The organism is Halomarina halobia (assembly GCF_029338575.1).
GTDB lineage: Archaea > Halobacteriota > Halobacteria > Halobacteriales > Haloarculaceae > Halomarina > Halomarina halobia.
This window is the reverse complement of record NZ_CP119992.1, coordinates 1,720,685-1,737,263: the sequence shown is the minus strand read 5'-3', so window position 1 is coordinate 1,737,263 and position 16,579 is coordinate 1,720,685. Positions and strand designations below refer to the sequence as shown.

At 68.5% G+C, this 16,579-nt stretch carries 16 protein-coding genes and 2 pseudogenes; 12 read left to right on the top strand and 6 right to left on the bottom strand.

Annotation, left to right across the window (positions count from 1 at the left end; all coding sequences use genetic code 11):
• Positions 1-192 precede the first annotated feature (192 nt).
• The 8 genes and pseudogenes from ppsA (at position 193) to P1K31_RS09120 (ending at position 9,721) form a co-directional block, all read left to right on the top strand.
• On the top strand, positions 193-2,514 hold the full coding sequence (ppsA, locus tag P1K31_RS09155) for a phosphoenolpyruvate synthase (protein ID WP_276303026.1): 2,322 nt from the start codon (positions 193-195) through the stop codon (positions 2,512-2,514).
• A gap of 91 nt (positions 2,515-2,605) precedes the next feature.
• A complete protein-coding gene (locus P1K31_RS09150) occupies positions 2,606-3,382 on the top strand; it encodes a DUF7537 family lipoprotein (protein ID WP_276303025.1) in 777 nt (258 codons plus the stop codon).
• A gap of 36 nt (positions 3,383-3,418) precedes the next feature.
• A pseudogene (gene mfnA / locus P1K31_RS09145) lies at positions 3,419-4,477 on the top strand (tyrosine decarboxylase MfnA).
• Positions 4,478-4,520: 43 nt separating this feature from the next.
• The gene (locus tag P1K31_RS09140) at positions 4,521-5,078 is read left to right on the top strand and encodes a YqaA family protein (RefSeq protein WP_276305731.1); all 558 of its coding nucleotides are present in this window, start codon (positions 4,521-4,523) and stop codon (positions 5,076-5,078) included.
• 340 nt (positions 5,079-5,418) lie between these two features.
• Positions 5,419-7,569: a methionine--tRNA ligase gene (metG, locus tag P1K31_RS09135; RefSeq protein WP_276303024.1), complete on the top strand. Its 2,151-nt coding sequence runs from the start codon at positions 5,419-5,421 to the stop codon at positions 7,567-7,569.
• A 115-nt stretch (positions 7,570-7,684) separates the two neighbouring features.
• Positions 7,685-7,861, top strand: a complete 177-nt coding sequence (locus tag P1K31_RS09130; protein ID WP_276303023.1) for a DUF7312 domain-containing protein — start codon at positions 7,685-7,687, stop codon at positions 7,859-7,861.
• A 39-nt stretch (positions 7,862-7,900) separates the two neighbouring features.
• Positions 7,901-8,479, top strand: coding sequence for an NfeD family protein (locus P1K31_RS09125; protein WP_276303022.1), 579 nt, complete (start codon positions 7,901-7,903; stop codon positions 8,477-8,479).
• 54 nt (positions 8,480-8,533) lie between these two features.
• Positions 8,534-9,721 (top strand): SPFH domain-containing protein, encoded by a 1,188-nt coding sequence (locus P1K31_RS09120; protein WP_276303021.1) that lies wholly within the window; start codon positions 8,534-8,536, stop codon positions 9,719-9,721.
• Between the two features lie 48 nt (positions 9,722-9,769).
• Here the strand turns inward: P1K31_RS09120 and P1K31_RS09115 are convergent.
• Positions 9,770-11,091, bottom strand: a pseudogene (locus P1K31_RS09115) (RNA-guided endonuclease InsQ/TnpB family protein).
• Between the two features lie 206 nt (positions 11,092-11,297).
• Here P1K31_RS09115 and P1K31_RS09110 point away from each other — a divergent pair.
• The 3 genes from P1K31_RS09110 to P1K31_RS09100 all read left to right on the top strand — a co-directional run bounded on the left by P1K31_RS09110 (position 11,298) and on the right by P1K31_RS09100 (position 12,910).
• Positions 11,298-11,909 carry a winged helix-turn-helix transcriptional regulator gene (locus P1K31_RS09110; RefSeq protein ID WP_276303020.1) on the top strand — a complete coding sequence of 204 codons (612 nt, stop codon included), beginning with the start codon at positions 11,298-11,300 and terminating at the stop codon, positions 11,907-11,909.
• 306 nt (positions 11,910-12,215) lie between these two features.
• A complete protein-coding gene (locus P1K31_RS09105) occupies positions 12,216-12,434 on the top strand; it encodes an AbrB/MazE/SpoVT family DNA-binding domain-containing protein (protein WP_276303019.1) in 219 nt (72 codons plus the stop codon).
• The gene (locus tag P1K31_RS09100) at positions 12,431-12,910 is read left to right on the top strand and encodes a type II toxin-antitoxin system VapC family toxin (protein ID WP_276303018.1); all 480 of its coding nucleotides are present in this window, start codon (positions 12,431-12,433) and stop codon (positions 12,908-12,910) included. The genes P1K31_RS09105 and P1K31_RS09100 overlap by 4 nt, the downstream gene beginning before the upstream one ends.
• 134 nt (positions 12,911-13,044) lie before the next feature.
• Here P1K31_RS09100 and P1K31_RS09095 read toward each other — a convergent pair whose 3' ends face one another.
• The 5 genes from P1K31_RS09095 to P1K31_RS09075 form a co-directional block, all read right to left on the bottom strand.
• On the bottom strand, positions 13,045-13,284 hold the full coding sequence (locus P1K31_RS09095) for a DUF7123 family protein (protein ID WP_276303017.1): 240 nt from the start codon (positions 13,282-13,284) through the stop codon (positions 13,045-13,047).
• A 268-nt stretch (positions 13,285-13,552) separates the two neighbouring features.
• A complete protein-coding gene (locus P1K31_RS09090) occupies positions 13,553-13,939 on the bottom strand; it encodes a TRAM domain-containing protein (protein WP_276303016.1) in 387 nt (128 codons plus the stop codon).
• Positions 13,940-13,988: 49 nt separating this feature from the next.
• Positions 13,989-14,654, bottom strand: coding sequence for a YkgJ family cysteine cluster protein (locus P1K31_RS09085; protein ID WP_276303015.1), 666 nt, complete (start codon positions 14,652-14,654; stop codon positions 13,989-13,991).
• Between the two features lie 161 nt (positions 14,655-14,815).
• Positions 14,816-15,628, bottom strand: a complete 813-nt coding sequence (locus P1K31_RS09080) for an MBL fold metallo-hydrolase (protein WP_276303014.1) — start codon at positions 15,626-15,628, stop codon at positions 14,816-14,818.
• A gap of 46 nt (positions 15,629-15,674) precedes the next feature.
• Positions 15,675-15,947, bottom strand: coding sequence for a MarR family transcriptional regulator (locus P1K31_RS09075; RefSeq protein ID WP_276303013.1), 273 nt, complete (start codon positions 15,945-15,947; stop codon positions 15,675-15,677).
• A 171-nt stretch (positions 15,948-16,118) separates the two neighbouring features.
• Between P1K31_RS09075 and P1K31_RS09070 the strand changes: the two genes are divergently transcribed.
• Positions 16,119-16,517 carry a PPOX class F420-dependent oxidoreductase gene (locus P1K31_RS09070; protein WP_276303012.1) on the top strand — a complete coding sequence of 133 codons (399 nt, stop codon included), beginning with the start codon at positions 16,119-16,121 and terminating at the stop codon, positions 16,515-16,517.
• The last annotated feature ends 62 nt before the right edge of the window (positions 16,518-16,579 follow it).

Sequence of the window (16,579 nt, the reverse complement as noted above, 5' to 3'; positions counted from 1 at the left end):
CACCTTACGCTCGTCTCCCGTCGGAGCGGTGGCTCCACCGAGCGCTAAGCGAGGGGGTTCTTACCGGTGCGTCGCCCGGAAAGACCGACGCGAGAGCGACGCTGTCGACGATCGCCGGACGGTTCGCGTACGAGCGGGACGCGGTGGGTCGGAAGGTTCTTAATCGAGTTCCGTGTTCATCCCGATACGCAAATGGCTGTACTCTGGCTGGACGACGTCGGGTCCGACGACATCGACGCCGTCGGCGGGAAGGGTGCGTCGCTCGGCGAACTCACGGGGGCAGGCCTGCCCGTCCCTCCGGGGTTCGTCGTGACGGCGGGTACGTATCGCTCGTTCATCGAGGAGACCGGAATCGACGACGACCTGTTCGAGGCGGTCGACGTCGACTCCGACGACTCGAGCGCGCTCGCGGCCGCCGCCGCCCGCGCCGAGGAGCTCATTCTGGAGACGCCGATCCCCGACGAACTGAAGGAGGAGATCCTCGACGCCTACGCGCGCATCGGCGCTTCGGACTCCGGGGAGGACGCCGAGGGGGGCGAGGCGTTCGTCGCCGTCCGCTCCTCCGCGACCGCGGAGGACCTGCCCGACGCGTCGTTCGCGGGTCAGCAGGAGACGTTCCTCAACGTCACCGGCGAGGACCTCGTCGATCGCGTGAAGCGCTGCTGGGCGTCGCTGTTCACCCAGCGCGCGATCTACTACCGCGAGGAGCAGGGCTTCGAGCACCACAAGGTCGACATCGCGGTCGTCGTCCAGCAGATGGTCGACGCCGAGAAGAGCGGCGTGATGTTCACGAGCCACCCCTCGACCGGCGAACCGGAGATCATCATCGAGGCGGCCTGGGGGCTCGGCGAGGCGGTCGTCAGCGGCTCCGTGTCGCCCGACAACTACGTCGTCGACCGCGATACCGCAGAGACGACCGAGGTGACCATCGCCGACAAGAAGGTGATGCACACGAAGGACCCCGACACGGGCGAGACGGTCGAGGTCGAGGTGTCGGACGACAGGCGCACCGCGCGCGTGCTCACCGACGACGAGATCGCGCGCCTGGTCGAACTCGGACGACAGGTCGAGGAGCACTACGGTCGCCCGCAGGACGTCGAGTGGGCCGTCTACCGGGGGGAGGTCTACATGCTCCAGTCGCGACCCATCACCACGATCAAGCGATCCTCGGGGTCGGACGCCGCGGCGAGCGTCACCGACGGGAGCGGCACGAGCGCCCAGCAGGAGCGGTCGGGTAACGACGAGGTCATCCTCAAGGGACTCGGCGCGAGTCCGGGGATCGCGAGCGGCGCGGTGCGCATCGTCGACAAGCTCGACCAGCTCGACAAGGTCGGCGAGGGCGACATCATCGTGACGGCGATGACGACGCCCGACATGGTGCCCGCGATGAAGCGCGCGGCGGGTATCATCACCGACGAGGGGGGCATGACGAGCCACGCGGCCATCGTCTCTCGCGAACTCGGCGTCCCCGCCGTCGTCGGGACGGGGAGCGCGACCCGCGACCTGCAGGACGGGCAGGTCGTCACCCTCGACGGGGACAAGGGGACCATCCGCGAGGGGACCGCCGCCTCGAAGGAGGAGGAGACCGACCCGCTCGAGGACGTCCGCCCGAAGAACCCCGTCAAGCCGATGACCGCGACGGAGGTCAAGGTGAACGTCTCCATCCCGGAGGCGGCACACCGTGCGGCCGTCACGGGCGCGGACGGCGTCGGTCTGCTCCGCCTCGAGCACATGATCCTCTCGACGAACAAGACCCCCGAGTGCTACATCCGCGACCACGGCGAGGACGCCTACGTCGAGGAGATCGTCGAGGGCGTCCGCACCGTCGCCGACGAGTTCTACCCGCGACCGGTGCGCGTGCGCACCCTCGACGCGCCGACGGACGAGTTCCGACAGCTGCAGGGCGGCGAGGACGAGCCGAAGGAGCACAACCCGATGCTCGGCTACCGCGGCATTCGCCGCAGCCTCGACACGCCCGAGGTGTTCAAGCACGAACTCGAGGCGTTCCGCCGCCTCTACGACATGGGCTACGACAACGTCGAGATCATGCTCCCCCTCGTCAACGACGTGGAGGACGTGCTGCGCGCCCGCAGGCTCATGGAGGAGGTCGGCATCGATCCCGACAAGCGCTCGTGGGGGATCATGGTCGAGACGCCCGCCAGCGCGCTCTGCATCGGTGAGATGGCCGACGCCGGCATCGACTTCGCCTCGTTCGGGACGAACGACCTCACGCAGTACACCCTCGCGGTCGACCGCAACAACGAGCACGTCGCCGGGCGCTTCGACGAACTCCACCCCGCCGTCCTCAAGCTCATCGGCGACACCATCGCCACCTGCCGCGAGCACGACGTCAACACCAGCATCTGCGGGCAGGCCGGCTCCAAGCCGAAGATGGTCCGCTACCTCGTCAACTGCGGGATCAGCTCCATCTCGGCGAACATCGACGCCGTCCGCGACGTCCAGCACGAGGTCAAGCGCGTCGAACAGAAGCTCCTGCTCGATTCGGTCCGATAGCGGGGTGCGACCCCCCGACCGTCGGTGGGGCATAAGCTTTGTGGGCGGCGGCGGACACGTCTTTTTTGATGACTGACCCCGAGGAGAACGTATGCGACGAAGTCGTATACCGCTCGTCCTCGCGGTCGCGCTGCTGCTCGTGACCGCCGGATGTCAGTCGTTCGACGGGTCGGCGATGGACTCGTCGGCCCTCTCGTCCGAGGAGTCCCCGCCGGGCGTCGTCGACGGCCGCCTCGACAACGAAACCGCCCTCCTCGCCGCTCACGCGGCCGCGCTGAACGAGACGGGCTTCGAGACGCTCGTCACGGCGAACGGAACCCGTCCCGTCACCTTCGGCGGCGAGCGGCAGGTGCTCAACGTCTCGCGCTCGCAGCGAACGGTCGTCGCGGCGGGCGGAACGCCCTACGAGTACCACACGGTCAACCGCGAGGCGGGCTCCCGGTTCGACGCCTGGGCGAACGGGTCCACCCACTACCTCCGGGGCGACGTCGGCGGGCAGACATACTACCGGACCGGCAGGCCCCACGCGGTCGCCTCCCTGGCGTTCGTCGACCTCCTCGGCCCCCGCATCGCGGCCGCCGACTACGCGGTCGCGTCGGTGAACCGGACCGACGACCGGACGCTCGTGACCCTCCGCGCGGAGGGGACGACCAACGCGACGGCGGTCTTCCCGGCGAACGCGACCGACCCCTCCGGCTACCGCTCGACGCTCGTGGTCGACGGCGAGGGACGGATCCACCGCTTCGAGGCGTCCGGGACCTACGCCGTCGACGGCCGCGACACCTCGTTCCGCCTCGTCTTCGACCTCGTGCGGATCGGGGACGTGACCGTCGAACGGCCCGAGTGGGTCGCGGAGATGAGCGCGTAACGCAACGGCTAAACCGCACAACGCGGTACGAGGCCCATGCAGCGGGCCGAACCGCAGGACTTCGCTCGCGTTCTCTCGTCGATGTGCACCCGGCCGCACCCGGCGGCCCGCGCCGCGGCCGAGCGATTTCTCGCGACCAACCCCGGCGACCCCGGCACCTACCGGACGGTCGCGGGGCTCGAACGCGAGGCGGTCGAGCTGCTCGGTGAGGTCGCCTCGCTACCCGATCCGGCGGGATACGTCACCTCCGGCGGGACCGAGGCGAACGTCCAGGCGGTCCGCGTCGCCCGCAACCGTGCCCGCGGCCGGACCGACGCGCCGAACGTCGTCGCACCGGAGAGCGCCCACTTCTCCTTCACGAAGGCGGCCGACGTCCTCGGCGTCGAACTCCGGCGCGCGCCCCTCTCCGACTACCGCGCGGACGTGGACGCGATGGCCGAACTGATCGACTCGGACACCGTCTGCGTCGTCGGCGTCGCGGGCAGCACCGAGTACGGGCGCGTCGACCCGGTCCCCGCTGTCGCCGACCTCGCGCACGATCGCGGCGCGCTCTGTCACGTCGACGCCGCGTGGGGCGGGTTCGCGCTCCCCTTCACCGACTACGACTGAGACTTCGCGGACGCGCCCGTGGACACGATGACGATCGATCCGCACAAGCTGGGTCGGGCGGCGGTCCCGGCGGGCGGCCTGCTCGCCCGCGAAGACTCCCTGCTCGACGCCCTCGCGATCGACACGCCGTACCTCGAATCCACCGCGCAGGTGACGCTGACGGGGACGCGGTCGGGGGCGGGCGTCGCCAGCGCCGTCGCCGCGATGGAGGCGCTGTGGCCGGACGGCTACGCCCGCGAGTTCGAGCGCGCCGCGGCCGACGCCGAGTGGCTGGCCGCGGAACTCGCCGACCGCGGCCACGAGGTCGTCCCGTCGACCCTCCCGCTCGTGGCCGTCGACCTGCCCGACCGGACGTTCGAGGCGCTGCGCGAGCGCGGCTGGCGGCTCTCCCGGACGGCGGCGGGCGAGGCGCGGATCGTGGTGATGCCCCACGTCACCCGCGAGGCGCTCTCCGCCTTCCTCTCGGAGCTCGACCGACTGGCGTAGGAGAAGACTTACAGCGTCGCGCCCGAACCCGCCGCGTGTGTCACTGGTCGCGGCGCTCGCCGGCTTCACATTCGTCACCGGTGGGGACGTCCTCCACGCCCTGGAGTCGGCGGTCGAGCACGCGACCGGGCCGCTCGGGCTCGTCCTCATCGCCGTCTACTCGTTTCTCATCGCGGTCGTCCTCCCGCTCCCGAGCGAGACGGTGCTCCTCGCGCCGCTGCACCTCGGGCTCCCGCGGTGGGCCGACTACACGCTCATCATCCTCGTGAGCGGGGCGGGGAAGGCCGCAGGAAGCGTCCTCGCGCTCCGACTCGGCAACGAGGCGAAGCAGTCGGGGCCGATCATCGACCTCCTCCGTCGGTCGCGGTTCGACGTGGTCTCCTACTCCGAGCGGAAGACGGTCGAACTCGCCCAGGACTACGGCTACATCGGCATGGCGCTCGCGCTGTGCGTTCCCTTCTTCCCCGACACTATCTCCATCTACGCCTTCTCCGTGCTCGAGGACGACTATGCCAAGTTCGCGACGGCGGCGTTCGTCGGGAGCGCGGGTCGGCTCGTCGTGACGCTCGCCTTCGTCGGCGGGGTCGTCCGGGTCTTCTGAGGACCGACGAGGCTATGTAGGCCGCGCGCCGAATCCAGAGACGTGACCCACGCGGCGCGGCCCCCCACGGTCTCCCCTCCTATGCGTGCGGAGCCGTCGCCGCGTCGGTGAATCGTCGCGTCGGCCGGTCATACGGCCCCCGTGACGCGACCTGAACCCGACGTTCTCCGGACTGTCGATCGCGGAGCGGTCGGCACGGCGCAGCGACGCCGACACCACGGTCGTAGCCCGACACCCACGGAACGTCACGGACCCACTCGGTACACAGCACAATGATCCACATCCACACCGATCACCGAAATCGGCGGGTTTTAGGCCCGCACGGGAGGCATCGCTAGACATGAGCCACGAGGACTTTCCCACGGAACGTCCGGCGGTGGTCACCTGCGGGTTGCCCTACGCCAACGGCGACCTGCACATCGGCCACCTGCGCACGTACGTCGGCGGCGACGTGTTCGCCCGCGCGCTGCGCCGACTCGGGCAGCGGACCGCCTTCGTCTCCGGGTCGGACATGCACGGCACGCCCGTCGCCGTCAACGCCGAGCGGGAGGGCGTCGCGCCCGAGGAGTTCGCGCTCCGCTGGCACGAGACGTACGAGGCGACGTTCCCCCGGTTCGGCGTCGAGTTCGACAACTACGGCCACACCCACGACGAGACGAACACCGAGCTGACGACCCAGATCGTCCGCGCGCTCGACGAGGCGGGCCACGTCTACGAGAGGGAGATCCTCGTCGCCTACGACCCCGAGGAGGACCAGTACCTGCCGGACCGCTACGTCGAGGGGACTTGCCCCTACTGCGGCGCGAAGGCCCGCGGCGACGAGTGCGACGAGGGCTGCCAGCGCCACCTCGAACCCGGCGAGGTCAAGGACCCCGTCTCGATCGTCACGGGTAACCCCGCGGAGTACAGAGAGCGGACGCACAAGTTCTTCCGCGTCTCCGAGTTCCAGGAGTACCTCCAGGGGTTCATCGACCGGCTGGAGGGCACCTCGAACGCGCGCAACCAGCCACGCGAGTGGATCGAGGGCGAGCTCAAGGACTGGTGCATCACCCGCGACATGGACTGGGGGATCGACTACCCGGGAGCGGGTGCCGAGGACCTGGTCCTCTACGTCTGGGTGGACGCGCCGATCGAGTACGTCGCCTCGACGAAGCAGTACACCGAGCGCGTCGGCCCGGAGGTCTACGACTGGGAGGAGGCCTGGACCGAGGGGGGCGAGATCGTCCACGTCATCGGTCGCGACATCATCCAGCACCACACCGTCTTCTGGCCGGCGATGCTCCGCGGCGTCGGGTACACCGAGCCGCGGGCCGTCATGGCGAGCGGGTTCGTCACTCTCGGGGGCAAGGGCTTCTCCACCTCCCGCAACCGGGCGGTCTGGGCCGAGGAGTACCTCGACGAGGGCTTCCACCCCGACCTCCTGCGTTACTACATCGCCACTAACGGCGGCTTCCAGCAGGACGTGGACTTCTCCTGGGAGAAGTTCGCCGAGCGCGTGAACGGCGAACTCGTCGGGACGGTCGGCAACTTCGTCTACCGCTCGCTGCTGTTCGCCCACCGCGAGTACGGCGGGACGCCGGACGCCCCCCTCTCCGACGAGGTGCGCGAGCGCATCGAGGGTGCGGTCGCCGACTTCGGCGAGGCCGTCAACGACTACGACGTCCGGGCGATCGGGCGGGCGACGGTCCGCCTCGCCCAGTTCGGCAACGAGTACATCCAGCGCAACGAGCCGTGGAAGCTTACTGACGACGACAGCGAGGCGCGGAGCGCCTCGGGAGACCCGAGCGGTGACGAGCCGCGAGGGCCCGAGCGCGCCGCGCGGGTCATCCGCGACTGCGTCGGGATCGCCAAGGCCGTCGCCGTGCTCTTCCAGCCGATCGCGCCCGACACCGCGGAGCGCCTCTGGGGGCAGTTGAACGAGGACGGCTCTGTCCACGACGCGACGCTCGACGCCGCGCTCGCGGAACCCGCCCGTTCCTTCGACGCGCCGAGCGAGCTGTTCGAGAAGATCGAGGACGAGCGCGTCGACGAGCTGAACGGGAAGCTGGAGGCGCGCGTCGCGGCGGCGACCGAGGACGACGCGGACGCGGCGGACGCCGCCGACGGGGGCGACGGGGCCGAGCCGGAGGGCGGGGCCGACGGGGCCGCCGCCGACCTCGAACCGCTCGCCGACGAGCGCGTCGGATTCGAGGAGTTCGAGCGCCTCGACATGCGCGTCGGCGAGATCGTGAGCGCCGAGCCGATCGAGGGGGCGGACAAGCTGCTTCGACTGGAGGTGGACGTCGGGCTGGAGACGCGCCAGGTCGTCGCGGGCCTCCGCCAGCTCCACGACGCGGCGGACCTGCCCGGCACACGGGTGGTCGTGGTCGCCAACCTCGAGAGGGCCGAGCTCTTCGGCGTCGAGAGCGACGGGATGGTGCTCGCCGCGGGCGAGGCGGCGGACCTGCTCACCACCCACGGCGACGCGCCGCTCGGGACGAAGGTCCGGTAGCGGCGGTCGGGCGCGGTCGCCGGTCGGGCGGGGGAGTGTGGTGACTCACGCAACGGGTAGTCGGCCCGGGCGACGGGGCGACACGCCTTTCCGGCTCGTTCGCGTAGGTGCCTCCATGGCCGACGACGACGCCGAGTGGCGCTTCACCCCGGACGGCGAACCAGCGGACGCACCCGACGCCGACCCGTTCGACGCCGATCCGGAGCCGGGATCGCCGAGCTTCGAGAACGCGTTCTTCGTACTGCTGGGCGTCGCGGCGACGGTCGCCGTCTTCGCGATCACCTTCCTGTAGTACAGAAGGGTTAATCCGCGGACAGACCTAGCACAGCGCATGATCCCCCTCCAGATGCCGCCGGGATTGGAACTCTCCATTCCCGTCCTGCTGTTGCTCGCCGGGGCGGGCCTCATCGTCGCCGAGGCGCTCGCGCCGGGCGCGCACTTCATCGTCGTCGGTATCGCCCTGCTCGCTGCGGGCCTCGTCGGCCTCGTCGTCGGCGGCGGGGCGCTCGGCATCTTCCTGATGATGCTGTCGGTGCTCCTCGCGGGCGGCCTCGCGCTCTACGCCTACCGCGAGTTCGACCTCTACGGCGGGAAGGGTCGCAGCCAGACGAGCGACTCGTCGTCGCTGCGCGGGAAGACCGGGGAGGTGACCGAGCGGGTGACGACCTCGGGCGGACAGGTGAAACTCGACGGCGGCGGCTTCAACCCCTACTACGCCGCGCGGTCGATGGAGGGGGAGATCCCCGAGGGAACCGAGGTGATGGTCATCGACCCCGGCGGGGGGAACGTGGTCGTCGTCGAACCGCTGTCCGCCATCGAGGACGCCATCGACCGCGAACTGCGGGAGGGACGCGAGGTTCGCGACCGCGACGGATCGCGCGACCGCGACGGCGAACCCGAGACCGCCTGAGATCGGACCCCGACAGAGCGAATCCTTTTACCAGTGACATGCCAAGGTCCGGATATGCTCCCCGCAGTGATACTGCAGGTCGGCTTCGGCGGTACGCTGGTGTCGCTCGTCGCGATCGTCCTGCTGGTCATCGCGATCGTCGCGGTGTGGCAGGCCGTCGAGATCGTGAACGCCTACGAGAAGCGCGCCCTCACGGTGTTCGGCGAGTACCGCAAGCTCCTCGAACCGGGCATCAACTTCGTCCCGCCGTTCGTCTCGCGAACGTACCCCTTCGACATGCGCACGCAGACGCTGGACGTGCCCCGTCAGGAGGCCATCACGCGCGACAACTCGCCGGTGACGGCGGACGCCGTCGTCTACATCAAGGTGATGGACGCGAAGAAGGCCTTCCTCGAAGTGGACGACTACAAGCGCGCGGTGTCGAACCTCGCCCAGACCACCCTCCGGGCGGTGCTCGGCGACATGGAACTCGACGACACGCTCAACAAGCGCCAGGAGATCAACGCGAAGATCCGGCGCGAACTCGACGAACCCACCGACGAGTGGGGCATCCGCGTCGAATCCGTCGAGGTGCGCGAGGTCAACCCCAGCGCCGACGTCCAGCAGGCGATGGAGCAGCAGACCGCCGCCGAGCGCCGCCGGCGCGCCATGATCCTCGAGGCCCAGGGCGAACGCCGCAGCGCGGTCGAGCAGGCCGAGGGCGAGAAGCAGTCGAACATCATCCGCGCACAGGGGGAGAAGCAGTCCCAGATCCTGGAGGCGCAGGGTGACGCCATCTCGACCGTCCTCCGCGCGAAGTCCGCCGAGTCGATGGGCGAGCGCGCCATCATCGAGAAGGGCATGGAGACGCTCCAGGCCATCGGCGAGGGCGAGTCGACGACGTTCGTCCTCCCCCAGGAGCTCACCTCGCTCGTGGGGCGCTACGGCAAGCACCTCACCGGCAGCGACGTGCAGGCTGACGGCAGCGTCCTCGACAGCCTCGAGTTCGACGAGGAGACCCGAGAGATGCTCGGCCTCGACGACATCGAGCGCATCATCGGCGAGATCGACGAGGCCGCCGAGATGGACGTAGAGCAGATGGAACAGGAGGCCCAGGCGATCAAGGCCGGGGCGGATCCGGCCGACATCAAGGACCCAGACGAGGTCATCGAGGAGATGGACGCGACCGATTCCGCGGACGACGCCGGCGATACGGACGACGCGTCCGACGAGGAGAGCGTCCGGGAACCCGAGACACAATGACATCCTCCCCAGCGTAAACGCCGGGGTTTCCCGATCCCAGTTGGGATATTATGGTTCGCGGTCCGTGACCTGTTCTCGCGGGGCGAACCGACCCTCGCTGCGGTCGAACAGGCGGACCGCTGGCTGTGCCAACCAGCCGTTATCCCTATCCTCCATTGGGGGATTCGGGAGTACTTTTCGTCTGATGTTCTCCGCACCGTTGCAGTCAGCGTTTCCGACGAAGCCGCACTCACAGACATACAAGCCGCGCTCGATGCGCTGACGCTTGTCTGACCGCCCGCACGCCGAACACATCTTCGACGTTCCACGTTCGGACTTCGTGACCACGTCGATGCCTTCGGCTTCAGCCTTGTAGTCGAGCATCTGCGTGAAGCGGTCGAACGCCCACCCGTGCAAGTCGAGATTGCCGTGACTTCCCCAGTTGCGGGCGTCCCTGTTCTCGTCCTCGCGGATGCCGCCGAGGTCGCCCACGACAATCGTTCCGACGCCCCTCTCGACACACTCAGACACAACGTCTTTCGAGAGCGTGTGCAATAAGTGCGTTCGGCGGGCGGTCCACTTGCGGTCGAGGCGGCGGGCTTCGCGTGAGGTCGGATCGTCCGTCTCGGCGCGTTTCTTGGCGAAGTAGTAGCCGTCCTCTTTAAGTGCTCCACCGGGGTACAACACGGCCTCGTCGCCATACGAGACGGTGACGAGGTTGCAGATACCGAGATCAATGCCCGCCACACCGTCGCCCGGCGGTTCGGCGTCGTCAATTTCGACGCGACAGACGAAGTGCAACCGCCACTCACCGTGTTCGTACACCGCGCGGACTTGTTGAACGTTCTCGACGGTGACGTTCGGACCGGCGTCGTACTTGCAGAGAATGAAGTCCGACCAGTGTTCTTTGAGGTTGCGGCCTTTCGAGAGGCGGACGCGGTTATATTTCGCGTCGAGTTTGAAGCCGTCTTCTTTGAACGTGACGGTCGACCGCGGATGGTCGTCGCCGTGTTTGCGGTAGCCGGGTGGATTCGCGTTCTGATTCCCGTTTCGGCGGTGGCCGTACCAGCTCTTGAACGCTTCAGAAAGCTCTTCGAGAACTTTCTGACTTGACTGTGCGTTGAGGTCAGCGTAGCGTTCGTGGCGCTTGAGGTACGACTTCAGAGCGCTATCCTCGGGAATCTGGCCGCATGCGTCCCAAACGCGCCCGACAGTCCACCGGGCGACGTTCCAGAGTTTGCTGGCGTTCACGAGAGCGAAGCTCTCGTGCAGCCCATCAGAAATCGAAGATTTCTGAGGACGGCGAATCCGAGCGAATCGAGGTCGTCGCGCACCTGTCGCTGGTTGCAAATACCAGCGGTGTAGGTCCGGGTGACAACCTGGTTCGCCATACATAGCCTATGTCACTGAATGTACTTAACATCGACCTGAGCGAAGTGAAAGTGAACGCAGGCGTGGAATATCCAGTCGGCAGTCGCCGGCGGTTGGATACTACCATGTCGGATTCACACCCGCCGTAAACGGCGGAATTCTCTCCTTGAGGAAGATAATAGATTTACCCGAAGCGATTTTACCCTCCTCTATCGTATCGAGTCCCGTGAGCGACCAGCCGGGCGGTGTCGACGAGGAGAAGCGCGCGACGTTGCGGCGGTTCGCGGCGCTCGGAGCCGCCGCGCCGCTCGCGCGCCTCGTGGACACCGACGCCCAGAGCGACGCCCGCGACGCGATCGCGGGGTACCTCTCGACGACGCCCGGCGCGCACTTCTCGAAGATCCGCGACGACCTCTCGCTCGGGACCGGCGAGACCCAGCACCACCTCCGGCGGCTGGTCGAGGCGGGCGCGATCGAGAGCTTCCGCGACGGCGAGTACCGGCGGTACGTCCCGGCTCGGCGCTTCTCCCCGTTCGAGCGCACGGCGCTCGGCTACCTCCGGCGGGAGACGCCCCGCGGCATGCTCGTCGCGCTGCTTCGCGACCCCGACGCGACGGCGAGCGCGCTCGCCGACGACCTCGGCGTCTCCCGTCCCACCGTGAGCAAGTACGCGAAGGAACTCGAGGACGCGGGGCTGCTCGACCGGACCGACGGCTACGCGGTCGAGCGCCCCGAGACGGTGCTGACGCTGCTCGTCCGGTACGCGGACTCCTTCGGCGAGGACGCGATCGCGCTGGCGGGCGAGGCGGACTCGCTCGTCCGGTACGACCCGCGGTGACGCGACGCCGTTCTCCGCTCTGAGGTCGATCGAGACTGCGTCCCTAGATGCGGGGCGTCTCCGGATCGATCGGTGCAGGTCGACGAGCGGGGTGTTCCCTTCCGTAGGGCGGCGGGCTGTCACTGCCACCCCTCCGAAGCCGCGAGTCGTCGCGGTCAAATCGTAGCACAGCGGTCACGCGGATTGCGAAGCAGACGGCTCGCCCTTCGGGGCGGGGATGTCGGCGTAACATCCTTGTCCGGTCGCGGGGTATCGACTGATGGGTGACGAAGAATGGGTACACGTTCCGACCGCGAGAGAGTGACCGTGGACGATCGGGGACGAATCACGCTGCCGAAGCACGTTCGCGACCGGCTCCAACTCGACGAAGGCGACGACCTCGATCTCGAATTCGAGGACGGCGAGATCCACCTTCGGCCGAACAGACCGCCGTTCGAGCCGATCACGTCCGGAAAGCGCGACTGGGGAACGGAGGCGTTCGCGGGTGCCGGTGAAGCGTTGTTCGGCGACGAGGACGAGGAATGACGACGAGCGGGAACGAGCAGTTCGACCGCGTTCTGCTCGACCTGAACGCGGTCGTGATCGCTATCCTGCGGGATCATCCGGGCCACGAGTATCTCTTTCCCCCCGTCGAGCGGGGGTTCGAGGCCGAGTCGAGCCTCCTCGTGTTCGACTACTACCCGTTGCGCGCGCAATACCTCCTGACGAAACGGTATCGCGTCGAGACCCACCGCGCCCGAACCGCCGTCCAGCGCTTCGTCCGGCAGCCGATCCAGTTCGTCGCCGCCGATCGAGAGACGATCCTCGAGGCCTACGAGGTGAGTGCGGAGAGGAACCACGACGTCTACGACTGCTTCCTCGTCGCGCTCGCGCGGCACCACGAGGCGGACGCGATCCTGACGACGGACACGGACTTCGAGGAACTCTGTCGCGGCGAGCCGTTCGCGTATTTCAATCCCGTTCCCGAGGATATTCTCGAACGGTTCGCCGACGCGTCGTGACGGTGAAATCAGGTGGGGGAGGCGATCGTCGCTCCGTTCGCTGATCTACTGGTTACCCGGACGGTCGTCGGATCTCCGACGGCGCGGGCGCTCTCCCTGTCGGACGGGGTCGGCGTAAGGAGAGAGGTCGACCCTCAGACGCTGACCTTCCAGGTGGTTCCCGAGGAGTAGCCCCACTTCTCGATCGACAGCCCCGAGCACTGCCGGACGGCGCGCATGTTCGCGCCGACCTCCTTCGCGCTCATCCCGAGTTCGTCGCCGATGAGCCGTGACTTGAAGTAGGTCTTCGTCTCCGCGTTCTCGCGCAGGAACTGCACGATGCGCCGTTGCTTGTCCGTGAGGTCCATCTCCACGTAGGCCCCAGTCGCGCTCATGTCCCAACGGACGGAGTATCGGCGTATAGAGGGTTTGGTACGATGAGTTAACGGTTCGCTGTCTGGTGGTTTTCGGTCGTCGGATGCCGTCTCGAACGGGATCGAGACGGCGACGGATCGGGGGATCTGGTACGCGCGGGAAACGCGGGGACGATCCGGACGAACGGGCGACGCGGGGAGGGCGTCCCGGGGTGGGGACGTCTTCGGGTCGATCCCGTTCACGTTGGGGCGTCGGACGGGGGCGACAGCGACGCCCGCGTCCGGCCGGCTACTCGATCACGTCGCCGACGGCGAAGTTGGACTTCACCTCGCTGATCTCGACCTTGACGCGTTCGCCGATGTCCGCCCCGGGGACGATGATGACGTAACCGCGCTCGACGCGGGCGATGCCGTCGCCCTGCTTGCCGATGTCCTCGATCTCGACGTAGCGTATCTCGCCCACCTCGACGGGCGGTTGCGGTTCGCTCGGCGGGCGACCGCCGGACTCGCTCTTCTCGAGTTGCTCGCCGGTGGCGATGAGCGCGACGCGGTAGGTCTCGCCGGGTTCGATGGAGCCCGTCTCGATCTCGCGGCGGGGAACCTCGACCGTGTAGCGGTCGCCCTCGGGGGTGACGTCCGCACTAAACAGACAGAGGAGTTTTTCTGAGATTTCCATAGGCCTCTGAACGGGGAATCTTCTCCGAGCACTAAAGCCCTTGCCTCGATCAGCGGGGGGTCCCGTCGGGGTGCTTCGCCCCTTCGGAGTCGTGGACCACCACCTCCCCCGGATCGGGGTCCGCGGGTTCGTAGGCGTCGCGGACGGCGATCGCCTCCTCGAGTTCGCGCACCGCGCGCTCCCGCAGCGCGCCGGCCAGTTCCTCCGCGTCCCCGCGGTCGATGTCTCTGCCGAGTCCCTCGCACTCGTGGGCCCGGACGACCCCCCGCTCGTCGACCGCCTCGCCCATTGGCTGGCTCGTCCCGTCGAGCGCGACGCTGAAGGGGTAGGTCCGGCAGATGAGCGGCCGATCCGGGTGAACCGCGCACGCGCCGACGCCGTCGGACTCCCGGTAGAAGGCGCAGTCCCCGCAGGCGTCGGTCCGGAGCGCCCACTCGAAGGTCTCGCCCTCCGGCCCGTCGTCGCCCTCGCGCAGGCCGAAGGGCATCGGGCGGGCCACGTCGCGCCACGGTTCGCCGGTCGCCTCCTGAAGCGCCCGCACCTCGTCGGGGAAGACGGTCGCCGTGTGCGGATCGGTCCCGCCGTCGTCCGCCTCCTCCGCGGTGCAGCACGCGCCGCAGCGGGTGCACTCGAAGCCGATCGACTCGATCGCGTCCGCGAGGTCGCCGACCTCGAGGTCGCGGGCGCGCTCCAGTTCGGCTTCGAGCGATTCCATGTCGTGACCGTGCGGACGCAGCGGGATAAGGGGCGTGTTCGCTAGCAGGCGTACCCCGGAGTCGTGCTACTGAGAACTGTGCTGACGGAGGGACCTCGAAAGCCCTCACAGTCTGGACTCGCGCGGCTCGTTGCGCGCTTTCAGTCCGCCAGGGGTACAGTTCACTCGACTGTCGTCGCCCGCTCGCCGTCCCAGTCGAGCCGCCCCTCGACGGCCAGCTTCTCGAGGTGGGCGCGAACGGTGGCCTCCGCGAGCGGACGGACGGCGGAGACGTCCTTCTCGTAGGCGGCGTCGGTGACCTCGGGAACCGTCCCGGCTCCCCCGCGGACGGCGGCGAGGACGCGCGCCTCGCGCTCGCGTCGGTGGTCCACGAGCCGTCGGGCGACGGCGCGGACCTCTCTCGCGCCCTCGATCGGCGGGCCGTGGCCGGGGAGGAGTCGGTGGGGCGCGCGGGCGTGGACGCGCCGGAGGCTCGCGAGGTAGGCGCGCACGTCCCCCTCGGGCGCGCCCACCACGACGCTCCCCTCCGCGACGGCGAGGTCGCCACAGAGCAGATGCTCGCCCGTCGCCGTCTCGAACGCGAACCCGACGTGCTCGGGGGCGTGCCCGGGGAGGTCGAGGACCGTCACCGCGCCGTTGCCCGTCGCTATGGTCGTCCCCTCGCGGAACGTCCGATCCGGCGCGATCCCCGTCGCGCGCTCGAAGTCGTCCTCGCGGCCGGCGCGCCCCCAGACGGTCGCGCCGGTCCGCTCCGCGGCGTGCGCGACGGCCCCGACGTGGTCCGGGTGGTGGTGGGTGACGGCGACGTGGCCGACCTCGACGTCCGCCAGAACCCGGTCGAGGCCCTCGTGGGAGGCGGCCGGGTCGACGAGGAGGGCCTCGCGGTCGTCGACGACGTAGGCGTTCGTCGCACCCTCGGGTGCCGCGGTCCGCACGGGGACCGCTACCGGCCCGTTCCAGGAGCGGATGGTCATGCCTGGTGGTACGTTCGAGGGCGACAAAACGCTACGTACGGTTCGACTACTCGACGAGGAAGTACACCTGCTTGCGGGCGTCGCGAAAGCTGTAGCGCGACTCGACGAGTTCGGCCTCGGCGAGGCGGTTCAGCGCGTAGCGGACGGTGCGGTCGGGGAGGAGCGAGTCCTCGGCGAGTTCGCCCTGCGACATCGGAGCCTGGTCCTCGAGGACCTTCGCGACGAGCTTCGCGCTCGGGGGGAGTTCGCGCAGGCGCTCTCTGAAGTCGGGATTCGATAGGGGGGTCTCCGCCGCCTGCTTCTCCGCGTGTGTGCTCATATCTCACCGGTCCGGCAAAACGTACCGTAAACCTTCGCTATAGGGGTAACAAAACAATACTGACTATCCTATGTGTTCATATCACCCTTATACATCGATTGGTGACATGTATTGCCGCGACCGGAGGTGACGACCCGCACGACTTTTTCGGTTGGCGCGAGTAGGTGGCCTATGGCCATTCCTCAGGAGTTCCACGACCTCTTCGAGAAGCGGACGTTCGCGCACGTCGCCACCGTCATGCCGGACGGGACGCCGCAGGTGACGCCGGTGTGGGTGGACTACGACGCGGACGCGGAGGAGCTACTCGTCAACACCGCCCGCGGCCGGTTGAAGGAGCGAAACGTGAGCCGCGACCCGAAGGTGGGCGTGAGCCTGGTGGATCCCGACGACCCCTATCGGTTCGTCTCGGTGCGCGGGCGCGTCACCGACCTCCAGGAGGAGAGGGCCGACGAACACATCAACGAACTGGCGAAGCGGTACATGGGCGTCGACGAGTACCCCAACCGCGACGCGGAGTCGGGCGCGCGGGTGATCGTTCGGATCAGCACCGATCACGTGGCGACCGCGTAGTCGGGCCCGACCGCGCCGCCCGTCCCTGACGGGCGTTCCCTAATCCAGTACCGTTTTATTGC

Excerpts from the sequence above, each read along its gene's own strand:
- ppsA (WP_276303026.1), top strand. The coding sequence starts at position 193 with ATGGCTGTACTCTGGCTGGACGACGTCGGGTCCGACGACATCGACGCC.
- P1K31_RS09150 (WP_276303025.1), top strand. The coding sequence starts at position 2,606 with ATGCGACGAAGTCGTATACCGCTCGTCCTCGCGGTCGCGCTGCTGCTC.
- metG (WP_276303024.1), top strand. The coding sequence starts at position 5,419 with ATGAGCCACGAGGACTTTCCCACGGAACGTCCGGCGGTGGTCACCTGC.
- P1K31_RS09130 (WP_276303023.1), top strand. The coding sequence starts at position 7,685 with ATGGCCGACGACGACGCCGAGTGGCGCTTCACCCCGGACGGCGAACCA.
- P1K31_RS09125 (WP_276303022.1), top strand. The coding sequence starts at position 7,901 with ATGATCCCCCTCCAGATGCCGCCGGGATTGGAACTCTCCATTCCCGTC.
- P1K31_RS09120 (WP_276303021.1), top strand. The coding sequence starts at position 8,534 with ATGCTCCCCGCAGTGATACTGCAGGTCGGCTTCGGCGGTACGCTGGTG.
- P1K31_RS09100 (WP_276303018.1), top strand. The coding sequence starts at position 12,431 with ATGACGACGAGCGGGAACGAGCAGTTCGACCGCGTTCTGCTCGACCTG.
- P1K31_RS09095 (WP_276303017.1), bottom strand. The coding sequence starts at position 13,284 with ATGAGCGCGACTGGGGCCTACGTGGAGATGGACCTCACGGACAAGCAA.
- P1K31_RS09090 (WP_276303016.1), bottom strand. The coding sequence starts at position 13,939 with ATGGAAATCTCAGAAAAACTCCTCTGTCTGTTTAGTGCGGACGTCACC.
- P1K31_RS09085 (WP_276303015.1), bottom strand. The coding sequence starts at position 14,654 with ATGGAATCGCTCGAAGCCGAACTGGAGCGCGCCCGCGACCTCGAGGTC.
- P1K31_RS09080 (WP_276303014.1), bottom strand. The coding sequence starts at position 15,628 with ATGACCATCCGCTCCTGGAACGGGCCGGTAGCGGTCCCCGTGCGGACC.
- P1K31_RS09075 (WP_276303013.1), bottom strand. The coding sequence starts at position 15,947 with ATGAGCACACACGCGGAGAAGCAGGCGGCGGAGACCCCCCTATCGAAT.
- P1K31_RS09070 (WP_276303012.1), top strand. The coding sequence starts at position 16,119 with ATGGCCATTCCTCAGGAGTTCCACGACCTCTTCGAGAAGCGGACGTTC.